Origin of the sequence: Pseudoclavibacter helvolus, assembly GCF_014191305.1 — a bacterium.
In the GTDB taxonomy this organism is placed as follows: domain Bacteria; phylum Actinomycetota; class Actinomycetes; order Actinomycetales; family Microbacteriaceae; genus Pseudoclavibacter; species Pseudoclavibacter helvolus.
In genome coordinates, this window is sequence record NZ_JACHWJ010000004.1 from 200,328 (window position 1) to 221,367 (window position 21,040).

Below are 21,040 nucleotides of genomic sequence, written 5' to 3' on the forward strand. Positions count from 1 at the left end.
GCTAGTGCGCAACGAGTTCGGCGAATGCGGTCCCGAGCGCATCCCGGACGAGCCGCACACGGCCTCGGTCGCGCAGTGCCCCGCGCGTCGCCGCGAAGATATCGCGGTGGGGCCTGCCGGGGAGGTCGAGGAAGCGGAGGCCGCCGCCGGCGTCGGCGCCAACCAGCTGGGACACGAGCCCGACCGCGTGGCCCGCCGCGATGAGTCGCAGGTGCGTGTGGAGGTCGCTCGCCACGTACCTCACCTCGGGCTCGAAGCCCGCGGCTCTGCACTGCTGCTCCGCCCACTCGCGGGCTGCCGTTCCGACTGGCTCCATCACCCATGCCGCGTGGCGGAAGTCTGCGATCGAGTTCGCTCCAGAGGTCTCGGCGGTCGCGAGGGCGATCGCGTCGAACCCGAGGACCTCCCGCTCGATGCCATGCACGTGCGGGCGCGTGTGACCCGGGTACTCCTCGGCGACCACGAGGTCGTAGCGGCGCGCTTCCAGTTCGAAGAGACCCTCCTCTGGCGAGACTGCGTCGACCTCGACTCGCAGCTCAGGGTTCGCCTGCCCGAGCAGCGTGAGCGCCCGGGGGAGGAGCGACCGCACGACGGATTCCAGTGCGGCGACTCGTACGGGCTCGGCGCCGTCGCGCAGGGACGCGAGCTCGTCGCGCGTGCGCGTCTCGAGGTCGAGGACAAGCGCCGCGTGCTCGGCGAGCGTCACGCCCTGCGGCGTCAGACGAACCCCCCTGCCGTCCTGCTCGAGGAGCGTCACCCCCACCTCGCGCTGCAGCTGCGCGAGCTGGTGCGAGACCGTCGACGCGCTGAAATTCAGCGACGCGGCGACCGCTGTGATGGTGCCACGCAGCTGCAGTTCGCGGAGCAGTCGGAGTCGTCGCAGGTCCCACATCTCGAGCAACCTTTCGAATCCATCGACAAGTTCGTTTCGATTATCTTCGCTATTCGTTCACGTATACGCCAGCAACACTGAGAAGGACGCGCATCCACAGGGGTAGGCGCGTCGCTTCCAGAAGGAGTCACCGCCGATGTCCGATCTGACCTTCCAGCTCATCGCTCTCGCGATCTACTTCGCGGCGATGGTGGGCATTGGCCTATACGCGTTCCGCCAGACCAAGGACCACGAGGACTACATGCTCGGGGGACGAAGCCTGAGTCCGGGCACGGCAGCACTGAGCGCTGGTGCCTCCGACATGTCCGGCTGGCTCATGATGGGCCTCCCGGGGGCCATCTTCGTCTCTGGCCTCTTCGAAGCGTGGATCGGTATCGGCCTCCTCATCGGCGCGTACCTCAACTGGCGATTCGTCGCACCGCGGCTGCGCGCATACACAGAGGTCGCGAACAACTCGATCACGGTTCCGAGCTACTTCGAGAACCGCCTGCACGACAAATCGCGGGCACTGCGGATAGCCAGCGGCCTCGTGATCCTCGTCTTCTTCACGTTCTACATCTCATCTGGCATGGTGGCCGGTGGCGTGTTCTTCGAGAGCAGTTTCGACGGCGACTACCTGACGGGGATGCTCCTCGTGGCAGGAGTGACACTCGCCTACACGCTTTTCGGCGGCTTCCTCGGTGCAACGTTCACAGATGTCGTGCAGGGCATGATGATGCTGCTCGCCCTCCTTGCGATCCCCGTAGTCGCGATCATCTCCCTCGGAGGTTTCGGCGGCGTGAGCGAAGCCATTGTCGCCTCTGGCGTCGATCACACGGGTCTCATCCCGGAGGAGCTGAGCTGGCCCGTCATCATCGGCATCATCTCGGCGCTCGGCTGGGGCCTCGGCTACGTCGGACAGCCGCATATCATCGTGCGCTTCATGGCGCTGCGTGACTCGCATTCAGCGATCGCAGGGCGACGCATCGGCATCTCGTGGATGTTCCTGTCGCTTCTCGGCGCAGTCATCGCGGGACTCGTGGCCGTCGCGTACGTGCAGGAGAACGGAGTGGACGTCTCTGACCCTGAGACGGTCGTGCTCCTCATGGCACAGGTTCTGTTCCACCCGCTGGTCAGCGGATTCATTCTCGCCGCAGTGCTCGCGGCCATCATGAGCACCATCTCGAGCCAGCTCATCGTCTGCTCTTCCGCGCTCGTCGAAGATCTGTTCATGGTGGTCGCGAAGCGCAAGCCAAGCGCGAAGACTCTGGTGCTCGCAGGTCGTGGAGGTGTGCTCGGTGTCGCCATCGTGGCCGGCATCCTCGCCCTCAACCCCTCGGATTCGATCCTCGCGCTTGTCGGCTTCGCGTGGGCCGGGTTCGGTGCCGCCTTCGGCCCGATCATCCTGCTCAGCCTGTATTGGAAGAAGCTCACCAACTGGGGTGCGTTGGCGGGCATGGTGACCGGTGCTGCGACGGTCTTCATCTGGTCAGCACTTGGCACTGACTTGTACGAGATCATCCCGGGGTTCATCCTGAACCTCGTCGTATCGGTCGTCGTCAGCCTGCTGACGCACAAGCCGGGAAGCGCGACCGACGACAACGTCGAGCGCGAGTTCGCGGAGACCGGTGCTCTCGCGATCGTCAAGCCGCAGAAGTAGCGTTTTCGCTGCTGCAGGCTGACACAGCTGCAGGGTTGTGGCGTGGTGCGATGCCCGAATGCGGCAAGCGCATCACGCCACAATTCTGTGCGCAGCTGGGCTCGAGTCGCCCGACGTGGACTCAGAGGCGCGGCGTTCGCGGGGGCTCCGTGCGGCGTTCGCCGGTCGCCTCGAAGGCGGCGGCGAGCCGGAGGAGCGACGTGTCGTCGTAGGCCCGGCCGGCGAAGGTCAGTCCGACAGGCATCCCGATATCCGCGGTTGTGCCCATCGGCACCGTCACGGTGGGGATGCCGAGGTGGCGAATGGCGAGGTTGCCGTTCGCGACCCAGACGCCGTTGCGCCAGCCGAGGTCAGCTGACGCCTCGTTGACGTCCATGTCGGCGGGCCCGACGTCGGCGACCGCGGGGAACACGACGGCGTCGAGTCGCTGCGCCAGCAGCCACTCCTCGAGGTCGAGGCGTCTCGTCTCCTCGAGCCCGCGCACGCCTGCCGCGAGCTCCGGGATGTCGGTGAACGAAGAAACCGGATGCTCACGGACGTGGTCGGGGTACGTCGCGATGTCGTCGTCGAACCCCGTATAGCGGTCCGGCAGAGCGCCGTCGGGGTGCGGGAAGATGCGCGCGCCGTCGACCTGGGTGAGCGAATGCAGCCGGGGGTCGCCGTTGGATGCGAGGAAGTCGTCCCAGCCCCACGCGGACAGATCGACGATCTCACGCTTCAGATACTCGGGGGAGACGAGGCCCCGCGTGGAGATGGTCGGAGCTCCCGGCCGGTCGCCCTCGTAGTTCGAGACGACGGGGAAGTCGACTTCCACGACCGTGACCCCCGAGGCTTCGAGGTCGGCGCGCGCCGCCTCCCACAACTCGACGATCGATCGACGCGTATCGATCCTCTGGCCGGTCGGGCCGCCGATACCGGGCCTCTCCGACGTTCCGGCTTCCTGGTCGGCGTTGATGTACATGCGGGGCACACCGATGCGGGTGCCAGCGAGCGTCGCGCGAGCATCCGCCTGATTGGACGGCAAGAGAGCCACGTACGAGACCGGCCGCACCTCCGACGAGCGGGGGATGCGCACCCAGGGCTGCGCGCGCCAGAAGTCGCCTCTCGTGTCAGCGTCGTCGGCGACGACGACCTCGAGCACCTCGAGCAGGTCAGCCATCGACCTCGAGTGGGGCACAACCACGTCCATAGTCGGGACAAGCGGCCAGTTGCCGCGCACGGAGATGACGCCCCGCGAAGGGGTGTAGGCGCACAGCGCGTTGTTGGAGGCAGGCGCGCGGCCACTGGACCACGTCTCCTCGCCGAGGCCGAACGCGGCGAAGCTCGCCGCCGTCGCGGTGCCAGAGCCGTTCGAGGAGCCCGAACCGAAGGCGCTCGTGAGGAACTCGCCGTTGTAGGGGCTCTCGGCGCGGCCGTACTCGCCCCGCTGCATGCCGCCGTTGGCCATCGGGGGCATGTTCGTGAGACCGAGGCAGATCGCGCCGCCCGCGCGGAGCCGCTCGATCGTGAAGGCGTCCCGCTGCGCGACGAGGTCCGCGAACGCGGGGCTCCCGGATGCGGCGGTCAGGCCCTCGACGAGGTAGCTGTCCTTCGCCGTGTACGGGATCCCGTCGAGGGCACCGAGCAGGCGGCCGGACGCGCGCCGCTCGTCTGAAGCTCGCGCCTCATCGAGCGCCGCCGGGTTCTCGACGACGACGGAGTTGAGCTTGGGCCCGGTCGCGTCGTAGGCCGCGATGCGCGCTCGGTACGCCTCGACGAGACCCGCGCTCGTGACCTCCCCGTGCTCGAGGGCCGCGCGCAGCTGCGCGATGCTCGCCTCGACGACGTCGAAGCTCATGGCCGGCCTCGGTCTGCAGTCGAGGCGGTGAGGCTCGGCTGCTGCTGCGTGATGCAGTGGATGCCGCCCCCGCGAGCGAACAGCTCGCGGGCGTCGACCGACACGACCGTGCGACCCGGGTACACGGACTCGAGGATTTCGCGCGCACGCGCGTCTGCTGCCTCATCGTCGAACCCGCACGCGACCACGCCGTCGTTCGTGACGAGATGGTTGACGTAGCTCCAGTCGACGAAGCCCTCTTCGTCGCGCAACGTGCTCGGCGCCGGAATGCCGACGATGTCGAGCTCCCGACCTGCCGCGTCGCGCTGGCCGGCGAGGTGCTCACGCAGCTCGGCGACGACTGCGTGATCCGGGTGCTCTGGGTCGAGCTGCTCGTGCAGCAGCAACGTGCCAGGAGCGGTGAGAGTCGCGACGATGTCGACGTGCCCGTTGGTGCCGAACTCGTCGTAGTCACGCGTGAGCCCGCGCGGGAGCCAGATCGTGCGCGTCGCCCCGAGCGTGCGAGCGAATTCAGCCTCGACGCGAGCCTTGTCTGCGAGCGGGTTGCGGCGGGGGTCGAGCTGCACGGTCTCAGTCGCGAGGACCGTGCCCTCGCCGTCCACGTGAATGCCGCCGCCCTCGTTCACGAGGAGGGAGCTCACGAGTTCCGCGCCGCTGGCCTCGGCGACGACGCGGCCGATGCCTGCCGACTTCTGCCACTCCGCCCAGGAGGGGGCGCCCCAGCCATTGAAGATCCAGTCGACGGCGCCGAGCACGCCTGGCCGTTCGTCGTCGGTGACGAATGTCGGTCCGATGTCGCGCATCCAGAACTCGTCGAGCGGTGCCTCGAGGATCTCGATTCCCTCGCCGAGCATGCGGCGGGCGCGCGTGAGCTCGCTCGGGTCCACGACCATCGTGACGGGCTCGAAGCGTGCGACCGCGTGGGCGACCGCCGTCCAGGCGGCGTAGCCGGCCTCGCGCTGCGCTGCGCTGTCGCCGAGCGTGATCCCCTCGCGGGGGAAGGCCATCCAGGTGCGATCGTGCGGCGCCGTCTCGGCGGGCATCTTCCAGGCCATGTCCGGGTCCTCCAGGTCTCGAAACGAGTCTTATTGATCAAGTGATCAACAATTGCTCGAAGAGTACGTAGACTCGGGACATCGTGTCAAGAGCCATCAGGAAGCCAGCAGCAGAGCGCCGCGCGGACATCACCGCAGCTGCCGTCGCCCTCGCCCTCGAGGAGGGTCTCGCCGGCGTCACCATGCGCGCCGTCGCCACCCGCATCGGCGTCGCGCCCGCCCTCGTCGCCCACTACGAACCCAACATGGACGAACTCGTCACCTCGACGTTCAGGGCCATCGTGGGCGGCGAGCTCGACGAGCTCGAGGTGCAGCTCTCGCCGATAGCCTCAGCCGCCGAAAAGCTCGACCTGCTTGTCAGCACCCTCCTCGACGGCAGTCGCGACGCGGTCACCCACGTGTGGGTCGACGGATGGTCGCTCGGGCGTCGCAACGAGACGCTCGCCGAGGGGGTCCGGGCTGAGATGGACCGCTGGCACGCGGCCATCACGCGCATCCTCGTAGCCGGCAGCGCGACGGGGGAACTCGGCCTGCGAGAGGGTGCGGCCGACGCCGTTGCCTGGCAGATCCTCGGCATGATCGACGGGCTCAACGCGCACGCACTGGTGCGCTGGGGGCGAGACGCGAGCCGCCCTGACCTGCTTCGATCAGTCCTGGATGCGATACTCAGACCTGAAACCGCCCAAAACTCTACAGAAACGACTAGTCTAAAGCGTGACTTCTAGCAATTCTTCCGTTCAGACCGAGGCCGAGGCTCCCTCCGAAGAGGCCCAGGCCGCGCCTACATTCGCCGATCTCGGTCTTGACGGCCCCGTCCTCAAGGTCCTCAGCGACGTGGGGTACGAGACTCCGTCCGCCATCCAGGCCGCGACGATCCCCACCCTCCTCGAAGGCCGCGACGTCGTCGGCCTCGCCCAGACGGGAACCGGCAAGACCGCCGCGTTCGCGCTCCCCATCCTCTCGCAGCTCGACGTCGACCAGAAGACGCCGCAGGCGCTTGTGCTCGCGCCGACCCGCGAGCTCGCCCTCCAAGTGTGCGAGGCGTTCGAGAAGTACGCAGCGCGCATGCGCGGCGTCCACGTGCTGCCCATCTACGGTGGCCAGGGCTACGGTGTCCAGCTCTCCGCGCTTCGTCGCGGCGTGCACATCGTCGTCGGAACTCCCGGCCGCATCATGGACCACCTCTCGAAGGGCACGCTCGACCTGAGCGAGCTCAAGTTCCTCGTGCTCGACGAGGCCGACGAGATGCTCAAGATGGGCTTCGCGGAGGACGTCGAGACGATCCTCGCGGACACCCCGGACACGAAGCAGGTTGCGCTGTTCTCCGCGACCATGCCGTCGCAGATCCGTCGCATCTCGAAGAAGTACCTCAACGATCCCGCCGAGATCACGGTCAAGACGAAGACCACGACCTCGTCGACCATCACGCAGCGCTACCTCATCGTCAGCTATGCGCAGAAGGTCGACGCGCTCACGCGCATCCTCGAGGTCGAGAACTTCGAAGGCATGATCATCTTCGTCCGCACGAAGAACGAGACAGAGGGCCTCGCTGAGAAGCTCCGCGCCCGCGGATACTCGGCCGCCGCCATCAACGGCGACGTGGCACAGGTGCAGCGCGAGCGCACCGTCAACCAGCTCAAGTCGGGCAAGCTCGACATCCTCGTCGCAACCGACGTCGCCGCGCGCGGCCTCGACGTCGAGCGCATCAGCCACGTCGTCAACTTCGACATCCCCACGGACACCGAGTCGTACGTGCACCGCATCGGCCGCACGGGCCGCGCCGGCCGCACGGGTGACGCGATCAGCTTCATCACGCCGCGCGAGCGCTACCTGCTCGGCCAGATCGAGAAGGCCACCAAGCAGGAGCTCACGCAGATGCAGCTCCCGAGCGTCGACGACGTCAACACGACGCGCCTCACCCGCTTCGACGACGCCATCAGCGAGGCGCTCACGCAGACCGACCGCGTCGAGAAGTTCCGCGACATCATCGAGCACTACGTGCGTCACCACGACGTGCCAGAGTCCGATGTCGCTGCGGCACTCGCAATCGTGGCGCAGGGTGAGACGCCGCTGCTGCTCGATGCCGAGGCTGAGCGCAAGGAACGCTTCGAGCGCAACCAGCGCGAGCAGGCCGAGCGCAAGGAGCGCCGTGAGCGCGAGGGCGGCGGCGACAGCCGCGGCGGCTCGCGCGGCGGCGACCGTCGCGACGGCGGCGAGCGCGCACCGCGACGCCCGCGCTCGAACGGCAAGCCCATGGCCATGTACCGTCTTGCCGTCGGCAAGCGCCACAAGGTCGAGCCCCGTCAGATCGTTGGCGCCCTCGCGAACGAGGGTGGCCTCAGCCGCGACGACTTCGGCGCGATCGACATCCGCCCAGGCTTCTCGCTCGTAGAGCTGCCGGCCGACCTGTCGAACGACGTGCTCGACAAGCTCACCGGCACGCGCATTTCCGGCAAGCTCATCGAGCTGACGCCGGACCGCGGCCCGTCGCGCGACTCGGGTGACCGCCCCTACAAGAAGCGCTACGACAGCTAGTCTGCTTCCCCGGAGCCAGCAGGTTCCGACCTGGCGTCGCAGGCGCACGAGAAATGCACCTTCGTTCTCGAACGAGGGTGCATTTCTCGTGTGCCTGTCGGATGCACCGAGGTGCGCTGCGGAGTCTCGCTAGAGTGGGCGTGCGCGACGACGCGCGTTCCACTCAGCCAAGGAGCATCGTGCCTGAACCCACCACGGCCTCTTCCCCTCGAGTCTTCTCCGACGATTTCGTCTGGGGCTCGGCAACCGCTTCGTATCAGATCGAGGGCGGCGCCGCGGAAGGCGGGAGGACCCCGTCCATCTGGGACACGTTCTCGCACACCCCAGGCAAGGTCGAAGGCGGCGACACGGGTGACGTGGCTATCGACCACTACCACCGGTGGCGCGAAGACATCGAGACCATCAAGGAGATGGGGCTGGATGCGTACCGTTTCTCGATCTCCTGGTCGCGTGTGCAGCCGGGCGGCTCCGGCGAGTTCAACGAGGAAGGCATCCGGTTCTACTCCGAGCTGCTCGACGCTCTCGTCGCGGCCGGAGTGAAGCCGGTAGCGACGCTCTATCACTGGGACCTGCCGCAGGAACTCGAGGACGAGGGCGGCTGGGCAAACCGCAACACCTCGTATGCCTTCGCGGAGTACGCAGCACGCATGGCCGCAGAGTTCGGCGATCGGGTGCACACGTGGTCGACGCTCAACGAACCGTTCTGCACGGCGTACCTCGGTTACGCGTCGGGCGTGCACGCCCCCGGTCGCACCGAACCTGCCGCAGCTCTCGCCGCCTGCCACCACCTCAACCTCGCCCACGGCCTCGCGACTCGCGCCATCCGCGCAGCCGTCGGCGAAGACGCCGTCGTGTCCGTGACGTTGAACTTCCACGTCATCCGCCCTGACAACCCGGAGTCGGCCGCCGACCGTGACGCGGTGCGTCAGATCGACGCGCTCGCGAACCGTGTCTTCCTCGGGCCAATGCTCTCCGGGCACTACGACGAAGATCTCATCCACGACACGAGGGATGTGACGGACTGGTCGTTTGTGCTGCCGGGAGACACGGAGCTCATCCACCAGCGCATCGACGTGCTCGGCGTCAACTACTACACGACGTTCCGTGTGAAGAAGTACCTCGGCACGGGCGAGCGCTCGCGCAACGACGGCCACGGCGAGTCGGCCGCGAGCCCCTGGGTCGGCGTCACCGACATCGACTTCGTCGACCAGGGGGCGCCGTACACGTCGATGGGGTGGAGCATCTTCCCCGACGGCCTCACCGAGCTGCTGGTCTCCCTCAGTGAGCGCTACCCAGGGCAAGCGCTCATGGTCACGGAGAACGGCGCGGCGTTCCCCGACGTCGTCAGCGAGGACGGTCTCGTGCACGACCCGGAGCGCGTCGCCTACTACCGCGACCACATCGCGGCGATCGCAGACGCCATCGACGCGGGGGCCGACGTGCGCGGCTACTTCGCCTGGTCGCTTTTCGACAACTTTGAGTGGGCCTTCGGCTACAACATGCGCTTCGGCATCCTGCGCGTTGACTACGACACGCTCGGGCGCACCTGGAAGGACTCCGGACGCTGGTACCAGCAGCTCATCGCGACGCGCACCCTGCCTGGGGTTGGTGCATGAGCGAGGTCGATCTTGTCATCTTCGATTGCGACGGGGTGCTCGTCGACAGCGAGGTGCTCGCAGTGCGGATCGAGCGGCAGATGCTCGCCGAACTCGGCTGGGAGCTCACGCAGGACGAGCACGTGTCCCGGTTCCTCGGCACGTCACAGGCGACCTTCGAGAAGAAGCTGCAGGAAGGCCTCGGGCGTCCCGTGCCAGAGGGGTGGTTCGATCTGCAGCGCGAGACGCTCTTCCGTGCGTTCGACACTGAGCTGACGGCGGTCGCGGGCCTCCCGGATGCACTCGCTGTCATCCAGGATGAGCTTGGCCTCGCGAGCTGCGTCGCCTCGAGCGGCGACCACACGAAGCTCAGCAAGACGCTCGGGCACACGGGGCTCTACCCGCGTTTCGAGGGGCGCATCTTCAGTGCGACGGAAGTGGAACACGGCAAGCCGGCGCCCGACCTCTTCCTGCACGCCGCGGAGCGGATGGGGGTGGACCCCGCGAAGTGCGTCGTCGTCGAGGACAGCAAGTACGGCGTGCAGGCCGCGGTGGCGGCCGGGATGCACGCCTACGGCTTCGCGGGCGGGCTCACGCCGGGCGAATGGCTCGAGGACGCGGGCGCCGAGACGGTCGAGCGTATGGCCGAGCTGCCCGAGCGCATCCGGAGCCGGCAGGGCACCGTGTGACGGAGAGGCCAAAAGCCGACTTCAAGAAGGAGCTCGACTGCTACCAGGCGAAGAGCGGCGCGTTTCGACTGCTCGAGGTGCCGAGCCTCCAGTACCTCATGGTCGACGGGCATGGTGATCCCAACACGTCGGAGGAGTTCGCGAACGCCGTGGAGACGCTCTACCCGGTCGCCTACACGCTGAAGTTCGCGAGCAAGAAGGAACACGGCCGCGACTATACGGTCATGCCGCTCGAGGGGCTCTGGTGGTCTGACGACATGGCGACGTTCACGGATGCGCGCGACAAGTCGCAGTGGAACTGGACGCTCCTGCTGATGACGCCCGACTGGATCGACGAGCGTCGATTTGCTGAGGCGGTCGCGAAGGTCGCGGCGAAGAAGCCACCGGCCTGGCTCGACCGAGTGAGGTTGGAGACGCTCGAGGAGGGCCTGGTCGCGCAGACGCTGCACCGGGGGTCGTTCGAGGATGAAGGACCAACGCTTGCGCGCCTCCACGACGAGTTCATCCCGGCAAACGGCCTGCGGATGACGGGCAAGCACCACGAGGTCTACTTCAGCGATTTTCGCAATACCGCACCAGAAAAGATGCGAACACTCCTTCGCCAACCAGTTGGTCGGTTATCGGGGATTGATCCGGGCTAGCATCCTCGGATGGAATCCATCGCTCCGCTCCTTGTCGTTGGCGTCCTCCTCGTCGTCTCCGGGACCTGGCTCGCAACCAAGATCGCGTCGCCGCACCGATCCTCCTGGTCATCCTCGGCGTCATCCTGAGCTACGTCCCTGGTCTTCCCGAGATCGAGATCGAGCCAGAACTGATCTTGGCGGTGGTGCTGCCGCCCATCCTCTACGCGGCAGCGGTGAACGTGCCAGTCACCGACTTCAGACGCAACCTGCGCGCCATTACTGGCCTCTCGGTTGTGCTTGTCGTGATCTCAGCGGTGGTCGTCGGGTTCCTGCTCACGTGGCTGCTCCCCGGCTTGCCGCTCGCGGCCGCGATCGCCCTTGGCGCGGTGGTGAGCCCGCCAGACGCCGTCGCCTTCGCCGCCATCGGCATCGGCGTCGCAGTCGGCCTCGTGACCGTCTGGGCGCGTTCACGCATCAACCAGCCGACCCTCACGACCGCCATCTCGTTTGTCGTGCCGTTCCTCGCGTTCCTCCCGGCCGAATCCGTCCATGCGTCAGGCGTGCTCTCCGTTGTCGTGGCAGGACTCGTGACGGGCTACAAGTCGGCCCGTCACCTCAGCGCTCAGGACCGCATCAGCGAGCGGATGAACTGGCGCACCATCCAGTTGCTGCTCGAGAACGGCGTCTTCCTGGTCATGGGGCTGCAGATCTCAGGCATCATCGAGAACGTCGAGGAAGAGGGGCTCGACGTGTGGGCCGGCGTTGGCATCGGCCTGCTTGTCGTTGTGGCCCTCACGGTGCTGCGCGCGCTCTTCATGATCCCGCTGGTCATCTCGCTGCGGTTCGAGCAGCGTCGGGCGGTTGGGATGCTCGATAGGGCCGAGGATTTCCTGGCGAACATGTACTCGCCAGAGATGGTGGCGCGGGCGAGCGAGAAGCGCCGAAACGGCATCCAACGCCGCATCGAGAACCAGCGCTCCGACTGGGAGACGCTCGCGCGCGAGGGCCTCGGCTGGCGAGGCGGCGCGGTGCTGGCCTGGTCGGGGATGCGCGGCGTGGTCACGCTCGCGGCGGCGCAGTCTCTGCCGTTCGATGTGCCCTTCCGGGCCGAACTCATCCTCATCGCGTTCACGGTCGCGATCGTCTCGCTGCTCGGCATGGGCGCGACGCTGCCCTGGTTTATCCGCGTGCTGCGCGTACCTGGACCAGACGAGGAGGCCCGCCTGCGCGAGGTCGCCGCGATCACAGACATCATCGTCTCGGCGGGCGAAGACGCGCTGCGGAACCCGGAGCTCGTGAGCGCCGACGGTGACACGTTCGACCCGCAGTATGTTGACTACACGCTCGCGCGTCGCCGCGAGCTGGCCAACTCGTTTGTCGGGAACCTCGCGGCCGAGCCCGGATCCGAATTCGCCCAACGCAGCGAGCTGTACCGTCTCATGCTGGAAGCCGAGCAGGGTGCGATGCTGCTGGCTCGTGCATCCGGTCAGTACTCGTCAGAGACGCTCGAGTACGCGCAGATGGTCATCGACACCGACATGGCGCGCATGGCGCAGCAGGTCCGCATCGCCTGACGTCGACAATTCCGTACGCCAAGAGGCGGGCTGCTCCAGGAGCAGCCCGCCTCTTTCGATGCGGCTTGGGACCTACGCGGTGAGCGAGTCCACGTACTCCTGGTTCTCGGAGATCCACTGCTCGACGATGGGGCCGTAGTCGTCGGTGTCGTTCTCGTTGAACATGAGGTTCTCGAGCGAGTAAAGCTGCTCGGAGTCCATCTTGAAGTTCTTCAGCCAGCCCGCGAACGTCGGGTGCGTCGCCTCGAAGTCCAGCTTGCCGTAGGAGTGGATGCCCTCGGCGTCGCCCAGCAGGCCCTTCGGGTCCTCGAGGTCGCGCACGGGGAACGCGTCGTAGGCCCAGTGCGGGCGCCACAGCGTCACGACGATGTTCTCGCCGTTGTTCGTGGCCGTCTGCAGCTCGGTGAGCATCGCGGCGGTGGACGAGGTCTGGTAGTTCAGTCCCTCGAGGCCGTAGCCGGGGATGACGTCGTCCTGCGTGATGCGCGTGAGGCCAGCACCCGGCTCGATGCCGATGATGGTGTTGCCGAACTGATCGGCGGCACCCGCGAGCTCGTCAAGCGACGTGATGGGGGAGTCCTCGTTGACGGCGATGGTCAGCGAAGCCTCGTCATTCCAGGCGCCGAGATCCACCATGTCGTCGCCGTACTCGTCGACGAAGTCGGAGTGCGTGATCGGCAGCCACGTGTCGAGCGTCACGTCGTAGTCGCCCGTTGAGAGGCCGGAGAACACGGGTGCTGGGTCCGCGTACTCGAGTTCCACGTTGTAGCCCTGCTCCGTGAGAATCGCCTTCCACAGCTCGGACGCGGCGATGCCCTCGTCCCAGCCGTTGAACACGGCGATCGTGACGTCGGCCTGGTCGCCGTTCTCGAGGGTCTCAGCGGCGGTGTCGCCGGAGCATCCGGTGAGGGCGAGTGCGGCAGCGGAGGCCGCCGCGATCCCGGTGATGATTCGTTTCTTGGTACGCATGCGCGTCCTTTCGTTTCTGAGTTGGGGAGTGGAGATCTGGAGGTCAGGCGGTGCCGGCTGTGACCGGAGCCCGAGTGGGCGTCGACTTCGTGTCGACCTGCTCGACATCGCCGGCCGCCTCGCGCTGCTTCGTGCGCTTCGAGCGCAGGAACGAGGGCACGCGGCGCTTCTGGCCCGCGAAGGCGGCCGTCACGCGGTCGAGGAACATCGCGAGGATGACCACCGAGATGCCGGCTTCGAAGCCGAGCGCGACGTCGATTCGGTTCAGGCTCTGCACCACGGCGGCACCGAGCCCACCAGCGCCGACCATGCCGGCGATGACGACCATCGAGAGGGCGAGCATGATGACCTGGTTGACGCCGGCCATGATCGACGGCATCGCCAGCGGCAGCTGGATCTGGCGCAGGATGCGGCCAGGGGTCGCGCCGAACGCGCGGCCGGCCTCGACCACTTCCTTGTCGACGCCACGGATGCCGAGCTCCGTCATGCGCACGCCTGGCGCCATGGCGAAGATGATGGTCGCCACGATGCCAGGCACGACGCCGACGCGGAAGAGGATGAGCGCCGGAATCAGGTACACAAACGCTGGCATCGTCTGCATGAAGTCGAGCACCGGCTTGATGGCGCTGGACGCGGCATCCGACTTCGCCGCCCAGATGCCGAGCGGGATGCTGAAGAGGATCGCCAACAGGCTCGCGACAAGTACAAGTGCGAGCGTCGCCATGGCGTTCTCCCACTGGTTGACACCCACGATGATCAGGAAGCCGATGAGGCTACCGACGGCCAGCTTCCAGCCCTTCGCGAAGAACGCGATGGCGACGACGATGAGGAGGATCGCCCAGAACGGTGGTGTCTCGAGCACCCAGTAGACGCCTTCGTACATTCCCTGGAAGATCGTGCGGATGATCGCGAACAGGCTGGAGAGTGCGTTGGTCAGCCAGTCCACGACCGCCTCGGCGCCCTCACCCAGGGGCAGGCGGAACGTGGCTGGCAGGGTCGTGAGTGCGGTGGCCGCGATCATGCGTGGCTCCCTTCGAGGGTCTCTGCGATGTCCGCCGGGCTGACGCTCGTGACGGGGTCGATGGTCGGGAGCAGTCCTGTTGTGCTCGGCACGTTCGCGAGCGACGCGAGGATCGTCACGCGCGGGACGACGCCGAGGAGGCGCTGGTTCTCGTCGACGACCGCGATCGGCAGCGTCGAGTCGACCGAGAGCTCGAACAGGTCGGAGAGCGGAGTCTCGGGAGAGACCATGGCGATGTCGCGCTTGATGGCGCTCGCGAGGTCTGGCTGGCTGTCCTTCACGAGGCGCATGACGTGGCGGTCGATGACGGCGCCCTCGAGCTTGCGGCCCGCCGAGGTGATGAACGCCCCACCGGTCTGGGTGTCGCGCATGACTCGCAGTGCGCCGCGAGGACCTGCGCTCTGCGGGACAACCGCGCGTGCGGGCTCCATGACGCTGCCTGCCGTGAGGACACGGGCACGGTCAACATCCTGGACGAACTGCGCGACGTAGTCGTTGGCCGGGTCCGTGAGGATCTCCTCCGGGGTCCCGATCTGCACGATCGCGCCGTCGCGCATCACGGCGATCCGATCGCCGAGGAACATCGCCTCGTTGAGGTCGTGCGTGATGAAGATGATGGTCTTGCCGAGCTCGGCCTGCAGTTCGACGAGCTCTTCCTGCATTTCGCGACGGATGAGCGGGTCAAGTGCGCTGAAGGCCTCGTCCATGAGCAGGATGTCGGTCTCGGCCGTGAGCGCACGGGCGATGCCTACGCGCTGCTGCATGCCGCCGGACAGCTCGGAGGGCAGCGAATCCGCCCACTGGCCGAGGCTCACCCGGTCGAGGACCTTGCGGGCACGCTCCAGGCGCTCCGCGCGGGGGACACCCTGCACTTCGAGGCCGAAGGCGGCGTTCTCGAGCACCGTGCGGTGCGGGAACAGCGCGAAGTGCTGGAACACCATGGAGACGTGGTTCTGGCGCACGCTGCGAACCTCGGCGGCGTCGGCCGTGGCGAGGTCGGTGCTGTGGATGACGATGCTGCCGGCCGTTGGCTCGAGCAGGCCGTTGAGGGTGCGGATGAGGGTGGACTTGCCGGAGCCGGAGAGGCCCATCACAACGAAGATCTCGCCCTGCTTGACATCGAACGTGGCGTCGACGACTGCCGCGGTGACTCCGGCGCCGAGTTCAGATCTCGGCGTTCCGGAGCTCAGTCGCTTCGCGGCTTCCTTGGGCTTGCGCCCGAAGACCTTGGTGAGGCCTTTCACAGACACTGCTGTGTCGTTCACGCGTTCTCCCTGCGGTAGATGGATCGGACGCGAAAGATCGCAGCGAATCGCGACGCAGCCTCGGGGGAGAGGTCGTCGCGGTGGCGGCGGAGTACCTGGCGAGGACGGCGCCAGAATCTCGATTGGGCGCAGGTCTCGCCCCGGGGCGCGCGCTGCCGATCGAGATTGCCTCACTGAGGCAGCGGATCAAGCGCTCCGGGATGGTCTTTCGCGGGGAATCGCGGCGCCGAACCGGTGTGGCGGCGATTGCTCCGAGAGTCAACGCTAGCAAGGAGGATTCCCCGGGTATCGCCTGAGAGGGTTGATTTTCCCCCAAAGTCGTCGTATTTGTCAGGCGGCGACCCAGCGTCTCGCCTACGCTCGTGCGGATCGCGGCGCATCCGGCGATAGTTACCGGAGCGTTATATCGGTGGCGAGAATTCGGCCAGGAACTCGGCCTGCAAGGAGAAATCGCTCGCCCAACTTGGCCTGCGAAGATGGGGAAATGAGCGAACGAGCGCAGAACCCGCCCGTCACCGGCACGCCTCAGCGTGCATCCGAAAGAGTCAAAGTCCTGCACCTCCTCTCCGCCCTGCTCGTCGTCTGCAGCGCGACCGTCCTGTTCGCCTTCGAGAACAACCTCGGCTACCTCCCGCTCGCCGCCGGAATCGCCCTCGGGTTCGCTACCGACAGGAGCCTCGGCCGTGACCTGCTGCTCATCGGAATCGGCATGGGCATCATCAGCCTGCACTCGATGAAGGCCGACATCTCGTGGGGCAACATCTTTGTCATGGGCACCGTGCTGTCGCTCGCTGTCGCCGTGCCATACGCCATCTCAAGGTGGGGCTACAAGGACCACGCCGTGCGCTTCCCGCTGCGTCGCGGGACCCCGTGGTCGAGACTCGAGAAGCTCTGGCTCGGCCTTGTGCTTGTGCTCGGCTGGCTCATCCTGCCGTTCTACTTCATCACGTCAGGGGTCTACCAGAACTGGCCAGCGGTCTCCACGGCGTCCGAGATCGGGCGCCTCTTCGTGGGCGTCGGGTTCGTCGGCATCTGGGACGAGCTGTTCTTCATCTGCACGGTCTTCACGTTGCTCCTCAGGCACTTCCCGTTCTGGGTCGCCAACGCGCTGCAGTCGATCGTCTTCGTCTCGTTCCTGTGGGAACTCGGCTACCAGTCGTGGGGTCCGCTCCTCACGCTGCCGTTTGCGCTCATCCAGGGCTGGATCTTCACCAAGACCAAGTCACTCACCTATGTCATCTGCGTGCACCTGCTGTTCGACCTCGTCGTGTTCCTCGTGATCGTCCACGCCCACCACCCCGCCTGGCTGCCGATCTTCCTCTACTAGCCGCCGCGCCGCCGGTCTACGTTCGCGGCATGCCGAAACCGCGACGTCTGCCGCAAGGCCTTCCGATTGACGAAGGGTTCGCCGTCTCGGCCGGGCTGGCGCTGAACGTCTCACGGAAGCGACTTCGACGCCAGCGACCTCGTCACCACGCACCACGGCGTTCGGGTGTCGGCGCGGGCCCTTGCTCCACGAGCATCATCCGGGTCGGAGCCCACTGGTCCCGATGCACTCGCTCGACGAGCTCACCCGGGTGGCGCGGCAGCGGAGAGGTCGGCCGGGAGCAGCGACGCTTCGCGCCGCGCTCGAGCTGTCGAGGCAAGGATCGGAGTTCCCCCAAGGAGACGCAGCTCCGGCTGCTCATCGTTGGCGCCGGGTTCCCCGAACCTGTCGTGCAGCACAAGCTCTTCGTACCCGGCGTTTCCCCCTGTGCCCGACCCGCTAGAGGGCGAAACGCCGGGCAGCGATCGGCGCGGCGGGCTGCGGGGCGGGCGGCGCGGCGCGCAGAAACGGCGACGCCGCCTGCGGGTGCAGACGGCGTCGCCGTTCGGGATGCGCGGATCGCTGCTAGTCGAGGCCGGCGTCGAGGACCGCGTGGTCGACCGAGATCGTCGGGATCGACGCCGTGATGACGGAGCCGTCCTCGCGGATCGAGCCCTCGATGTCGCTCAGCGTCGGGTAGCCCTCGAGCTCCTCGACGGCGCCGAGCTTGACGGTGGTCGGCTCGCCGGGGGCGACCGCGACGCGGCGTCCGCGGACGAACACCTCAGCGCCGTCGCCGGTCTCGGCGGTGAACGTCATCGAGTCCTGCTCGAGGTCCACGCGGATACGCGAACCGCGGAGCGTGATGCGGAACTCGAGGTGCGGCCAGTCGGCCGGGAGGCGAGGGTCGAACGTGATCTTGCCGCCGTGGTCGCGCATCCCACCGAACCCGTAGACGAGCGCACTCCAGATGCCGCCCGTCGAGGCGATGTGGATGCCGTCGCTCGTGTTGTGGTGCAGGTTCGCGATGTCGACGAAGAGCGCCGTGGAGAAGTAGTGCTCCGCGAGGTCCGCGTAGCCGACCTCTGCCGCGATGATCGACTGCACAACCGCGGAGAGCGACGAGTCGCCCGTCGTGAGTGCGTCGTAGTACTCGAAGTCCTTGCGCTTCTGCTCCGGCGTGAACTCGTTGCCCTGGAGGAGCAGCGCGAGTACGACGTCGGCCTGCTTGAGCACCTGGAACCGGTAGATGACCAGCGGGTGGAAGTGCAGCAGCAGCGGGCGCTGCGACGGCGGCGTGTTCTCGAGGTCCCACAGCTCCTTCTCGAGGAACTGGGCGTCCTGCGGGTGGATGCCGAGCTTGTCGTCGAATGGCAGGAACATGGCCTCGGCCGCGGCGGCCCACTCGACGAGCTCCTCCTCGGCGAGGTGGAGGCGCATCGTGAGGCGCTCGAACGACGCCGGGTCCGTCTCGCGGAGACGCTCGCACGCGTTGTAGGCGGCACGGAGGTTCGCCTTGGCCATGACGTTCGTGTACAGGTTGTCGTTGACGACGGTCGTGTACTCGTCTGGGCCGGTGACGCCGTGGATGTGGAAGTGGTCGTCGCCACCCGTGCGCCAGAAGCCGAGGTCGGCCCAGAGGCGGGCCGTCTCGACGAGGATGTCGATAGCGCCCTGTGCGAGCAGCTCGTCGTCGCCCGTGGCGGAGACGTACTGCATGAGCGCGTGGGAGATGTCGGCGTCGATGTGGTACTGCGCCGTGCCGGCCGCGTAGTACGCGGACGACTCGAGGCCGTTGATGGTGCGCCACGGGAAGAGGGCGCCCTTCTGGTTCATCTCGTGCGCGCGCTGACGTGCCGCGTCGAGCATCTGGTGGCGGAAGCGGAGCGCGTTGCGGGCCACGTTCGGTGCCGTGTAGCTGAGGAACGGGAGGACGTAGACCTCGGTGTCCCAGAAGTAGTGGCCGCCGTATCCTGAGCCGGAGACGCCCTTCGCTGCGACGCCGCCGCCATCGGTGCGGGCCGTGGCCTGCGCCAGCTGGAACAGGTTCCAGCGGGTCGCCTGCTGGTACACGGGGTGGCCGTGGATGACGATGTCGCTGCGGTCCCAGAAGTCGTCGAGCCACTCGCGCTGCCACGTGTAGACGTCCTCGACCGGAACCTCGCGCATCCGGTCGAGCGTGCGGTCTGCGCGGTCGGCGAGCTCACGCGTGGGCACGCTCCTCGACGTGTGGTAGGCCACGTGCTTGATGATGCGCACGGGGACGCCGGGTTCCGCGCGAACGCGGAACGCGGTCTCCGCGAAGTCGGCGTCGACGCGGGTCGTCGCGTCCCACTCGTTGTCGGTGATGATGTCGTGGTCGGCGGCGACGGCGATCGTCATGCCAGAGTGCGTCGTCCGGTAGGCGAGCATCGAGCGCAGGCCCTCTTCGCGCGCGATGCGCGACTGCAGGACTCGGTCGGTAAACGACTCAGCCTTGCGGGGGTCGAAGGCGACCTCGGTCTCCTTCTTGCCGCGCTGGAACTCGTCGCCGCCGTCCTGGCGGTTGATGATCTGGCTTGAGAGCAGGATGGATGCTCCGCGGTCGACCATCTCGACTTCGTAGTCGAGGAGCACGTAGTGGCGGTCGGTGAACGAGACGAGGCGGTGCGAGCGGATGCGCACGTGCTTGCCAGAGGGCGTGCGCCAATCGAGCTCGCGGGTCAGCACGCCGTCCTTGAACGACAGAACGCGCGAGTAGGACAGCAGGTCGGCTTCGCCGATGACGAGCGGCTCGTCGTCGACGAAGAGGCGGATGATCTTCGCATCCGGAACGTTGACGATCGTCTGGCCGACCTGGGCGAACCCGAACGCGTCCTCAGCGTGGCGGATGGGCCACGTCTCGTGGAACCCGTTGATGAAGGTCCCGTACATGTACCCGTCGCGGCTCTCTTCGAGGTTGCCGCGGAGACCGAGGTAGCCGTTTCCGGTCGCGAAGAGCGTCTCGACGAGTCCCTGCGAGTTGGCGTCGAATTCGTGCTCGACAAGCGCCCACTCGTCGAGCGGGAAACGATTCCGGTCCAGCGGGTCTTCCGTGGAGAGGTTCATGCGTTGCCTTCCTTGCTGTCAGAGTTGACAGCCGTGCTGGTGGAGTTCGTGAAGATCGGGACGAGCTCGGCGAGGTCGTCGACGACCGTGTCTGCCCCTGAGGACATGAGCTCTTCGTGGCTCGCCTCGCGGGAGACGCCGATGACGAGCCCGAAGTCGCCGTCGCGCCCGGCCTGGACGCCGGAGTGGGCGTCTTCGACGACGACGCACTCGGCGGCCGTGAGCCCGAGGAGCTCGGCCGCGTAGAGGTACGTGTCTGGCGCCGGCTTGCCCGCGATGCCGTTCTCTGCGGCGACGAGGCCGTCGACGACGGTCTCGAACCGGTCGAGCAGGCCCGCCGCGGTGAGCACGGGCACGGCGTTGCGTGAGCTCGAGACGACGGCGACGCGGAGGCCGCTGTCGACGGCTGCGTTCAGGAACTCGACCGACCCCGGGTACGCCTGCACGCCGGTTTCGGCGAGCTCTGCGTTGAAGGTGTCGTTCTTGCGGTTTCCGAGGCCGCAGACGGTCTCGAGCTCCGGTGCATCTTCCGGCGTGCCGTCCTCGAGCGTGATGCCGCGCGAGGCGAGGAACGAGCGGACGCCGTCGTAGCGCGGCTTGCCGTCGATGTAGCGCAGGTAGTCGTCGTCGGTGTAGTCGGGGCCCGCGCCCTTGAGGGCGAGGTAGTCCGTGAAGAGTCTCGCCCAGGCGCGCATGTGCACCTCGGCGGTGGGCGTGATGACGCCGTCGAGATCGAAGAGTATGGCTTTGGAACTGGTGAGCTGTGTCACGTCTCGGAGACGAGGAGCGATCATTGCATCCAACCTTGCATCGTTGGGTGGCGCCGTGACGCCGTTCTATGGTGCACGACAGAATTCACCGGTGTGCTCCTCCCTCGATGCACACCGCAGATCCCCGGCGCGGTGTTCAATATCGTAGGGGTTCCCGGGGGCCGGATGCGCTCATATTCGGAC

At 67.0% G+C, this 21,040-nt stretch carries 16 protein-coding genes; 8 read left to right on the forward strand and 8 right to left on the reverse strand.

All coding sequences use genetic code 11. The annotated features are described in order from the left end of the window. Position 1: 1 nt before the first annotated feature. Positions 2 to 892 (reverse strand): LysR family transcriptional regulator, encoded by an 891-nt coding sequence (locus FHX72_RS13185; RefSeq protein ID WP_183625746.1) that lies wholly within the window; start codon positions 890 to 892, stop codon positions 2 to 4. Between the two features lie 136 nt (positions 893 to 1,028). Between FHX72_RS13185 and putP the strand changes: the two genes are divergently transcribed. Further along, entirely contained in the window at positions 1,029 to 2,531 is a 1,503-nt protein-coding gene (gene putP / locus FHX72_RS13190) for a sodium/proline symporter PutP (RefSeq protein ID WP_068479437.1), read from the forward strand. A 121-nt stretch (positions 2,532 to 2,652) separates the two neighbouring features. Here the strand turns inward: putP and FHX72_RS13195 are convergent, their stop codons facing one another. Both FHX72_RS13195 and FHX72_RS13200 read right to left on the reverse strand, forming a co-directional pair. Continuing rightward, positions 2,653 to 4,368 (reverse strand): amidase, encoded by a 1,716-nt coding sequence (locus FHX72_RS13195; protein WP_183625748.1) that lies wholly within the window; start codon positions 4,366 to 4,368, stop codon positions 2,653 to 2,655. Beyond that, positions 4,365 to 5,423 carry an agmatine deiminase family protein gene (locus tag FHX72_RS13200; RefSeq protein WP_183625750.1) on the reverse strand — a complete coding sequence of 353 codons (1,059 nt, stop codon included), beginning with the start codon at positions 5,421 to 5,423 and terminating at the stop codon, positions 4,365 to 4,367. Before FHX72_RS13200 ends, FHX72_RS13195 begins: the two co-directional genes overlap by 4 nt. Positions 5,424 to 5,506: 83 nt before the next feature. Between FHX72_RS13200 and FHX72_RS13205 the strand changes: the two genes are divergently transcribed. From FHX72_RS13205 to FHX72_RS13230, 6 genes are all read left to right on the forward strand, one after another. Further along, complete coding sequence (locus FHX72_RS13205) at positions 5,507 to 6,148, forward strand: TetR family transcriptional regulator C-terminal domain-containing protein (RefSeq protein WP_183625752.1); 642 nt, start codon at positions 5,507 to 5,509, stop codon at positions 6,146 to 6,148. Then, positions 6,138 to 7,958: a DEAD/DEAH box helicase gene (locus FHX72_RS13210; protein WP_068492327.1), complete on the forward strand. Its 1,821-nt coding sequence runs from the start codon at positions 6,138 to 6,140 to the stop codon at positions 7,956 to 7,958. Before FHX72_RS13205 ends, FHX72_RS13210 begins: the two co-directional genes overlap by 11 nt. A gap of 179 nt (positions 7,959 to 8,137) precedes the next feature. Beyond that, positions 8,138 to 9,574 carry a GH1 family beta-glucosidase gene (locus FHX72_RS13215; protein ID WP_338110132.1) on the forward strand — a complete coding sequence of 479 codons (1,437 nt, stop codon included), beginning with the start codon at positions 8,138 to 8,140 and terminating at the stop codon, positions 9,572 to 9,574. After that, positions 9,571 to 10,242, forward strand: a complete 672-nt coding sequence (locus FHX72_RS13220) for an HAD family hydrolase (RefSeq protein WP_183625756.1) — start codon at positions 9,571 to 9,573, stop codon at positions 10,240 to 10,242. Before FHX72_RS13215 ends, FHX72_RS13220 begins: the two co-directional genes overlap by 4 nt. Further along, positions 10,239 to 10,883: a GyrI-like domain-containing protein gene (locus FHX72_RS13225; protein ID WP_338110133.1), complete on the forward strand. Its 645-nt coding sequence runs from the start codon at positions 10,239 to 10,241 to the stop codon at positions 10,881 to 10,883. The genes FHX72_RS13220 and FHX72_RS13225 overlap by 4 nt, the downstream gene beginning before the upstream one ends. A gap of 125 nt (positions 10,884 to 11,008) precedes the next feature. Beyond that, the gene (locus FHX72_RS13230; RefSeq protein WP_244964284.1) at positions 11,009 to 12,439 is read left to right on the forward strand and encodes a cation:proton antiporter; all 1,431 of its coding nucleotides are present in this window, start codon (positions 11,009 to 11,011) and stop codon (positions 12,437 to 12,439) included. A 72-nt stretch (positions 12,440 to 12,511) separates the two neighbouring features. On the opposite strand, the gene FHX72_RS13235 is transcribed toward FHX72_RS13230, so the two are convergent. The 3 genes from FHX72_RS13235 to FHX72_RS13245 are packed head-to-tail and all read right to left on the reverse strand — an operon-like array spanning position 12,512 to position 15,694. After that, positions 12,512 to 13,408, reverse strand: a complete 897-nt coding sequence (locus tag FHX72_RS13235) for a glycine betaine ABC transporter substrate-binding protein (RefSeq protein WP_183625760.1) — start codon at positions 13,406 to 13,408, stop codon at positions 12,512 to 12,514. A 43-nt stretch (positions 13,409 to 13,451) separates the two neighbouring features. After that, complete coding sequence (locus tag FHX72_RS13240) at positions 13,452 to 14,429, reverse strand: ABC transporter permease (RefSeq protein ID WP_183625762.1); 978 nt, start codon at positions 14,427 to 14,429, stop codon at positions 13,452 to 13,454. Beyond that, complete coding sequence (locus tag FHX72_RS13245; protein ID WP_183625766.1) at positions 14,426 to 15,694, reverse strand: betaine/proline/choline family ABC transporter ATP-binding protein; 1,269 nt, start codon at positions 15,692 to 15,694, stop codon at positions 14,426 to 14,428. The genes FHX72_RS13240 and FHX72_RS13245 overlap by 4 nt, the downstream gene beginning before the upstream one ends. A 484-nt stretch (positions 15,695 to 16,178) precedes the next feature. Here FHX72_RS13245 and FHX72_RS13250 point away from each other — a divergent pair, with 484 nt between their 5' ends. Beyond that, positions 16,179 to 17,021, forward strand: coding sequence for a CPBP family intramembrane glutamic endopeptidase (locus FHX72_RS13250; RefSeq protein WP_082775235.1), 843 nt, complete (start codon positions 16,179 to 16,181; stop codon positions 17,019 to 17,021). Positions 17,022 to 17,585: 564 nt separating this feature from the next. Here FHX72_RS13250 and FHX72_RS13255 read toward each other — a convergent pair. Together FHX72_RS13255 and FHX72_RS13260 are read right to left on the reverse strand one after the other, a co-directional pair. Beyond that, complete coding sequence (locus FHX72_RS13255) at positions 17,586 to 20,087, reverse strand: glycoside hydrolase family 65 protein (protein WP_183625768.1); 2,502 nt, start codon at positions 20,085 to 20,087, stop codon at positions 17,586 to 17,588. After that, positions 20,084 to 20,881 (reverse strand): HAD family hydrolase, encoded by a 798-nt coding sequence (locus FHX72_RS13260; RefSeq protein ID WP_068492338.1) that lies wholly within the window; start codon positions 20,879 to 20,881, stop codon positions 20,084 to 20,086. The genes FHX72_RS13255 and FHX72_RS13260 overlap by 4 nt, the downstream gene beginning before the upstream one ends. Positions 20,882 to 21,040: the final 159 nt, after the last annotated feature.

Coding starts and splice junctions, on each gene's coding strand:
- FHX72_RS13185 (WP_183625746.1), bottom strand. CDS start 892: ATGTGGGACCTGCGACGACTCCGACTGCTCCGCGAACTGCAGCTGCGT.
- putP (WP_068479437.1), top strand. CDS start 1,029: ATGTCCGATCTGACCTTCCAGCTCATCGCTCTCGCGATCTACTTCGCG.
- FHX72_RS13195 (WP_183625748.1), bottom strand. CDS start 4,368: ATGAGCTTCGACGTCGTCGAGGCGAGCATCGCGCAGCTGCGCGCGGCC.
- FHX72_RS13200 (WP_183625750.1), bottom strand. CDS start 5,423: ATGGCCTGGAAGATGCCCGCCGAGACGGCGCCGCACGATCGCACCTGG.
- FHX72_RS13220 (WP_183625756.1), top strand. CDS start 9,571: ATGAGCGAGGTCGATCTTGTCATCTTCGATTGCGACGGGGTGCTCGTC.
- FHX72_RS13235 (WP_183625760.1), bottom strand. CDS start 13,408: ATGCGTACCAAGAAACGAATCATCACCGGGATCGCGGCGGCCTCCGCT.
- FHX72_RS13240 (WP_183625762.1), bottom strand. CDS start 14,429: ATGATCGCGGCCACCGCACTCACGACCCTGCCAGCCACGTTCCGCCTG.
- FHX72_RS13250 (WP_082775235.1), top strand. CDS start 16,179: ATGAGCGAACGAGCGCAGAACCCGCCCGTCACCGGCACGCCTCAGCGT.
- FHX72_RS13255 (WP_183625768.1), bottom strand. CDS start 20,087: ATGAACCTCTCCACGGAAGACCCGCTGGACCGGAATCGTTTCCCGCTC.
- FHX72_RS13260 (WP_068492338.1), bottom strand. CDS start 20,881: ATGATCGCTCCTCGTCTCCGAGACGTGACACAGCTCACCAGTTCCAAA.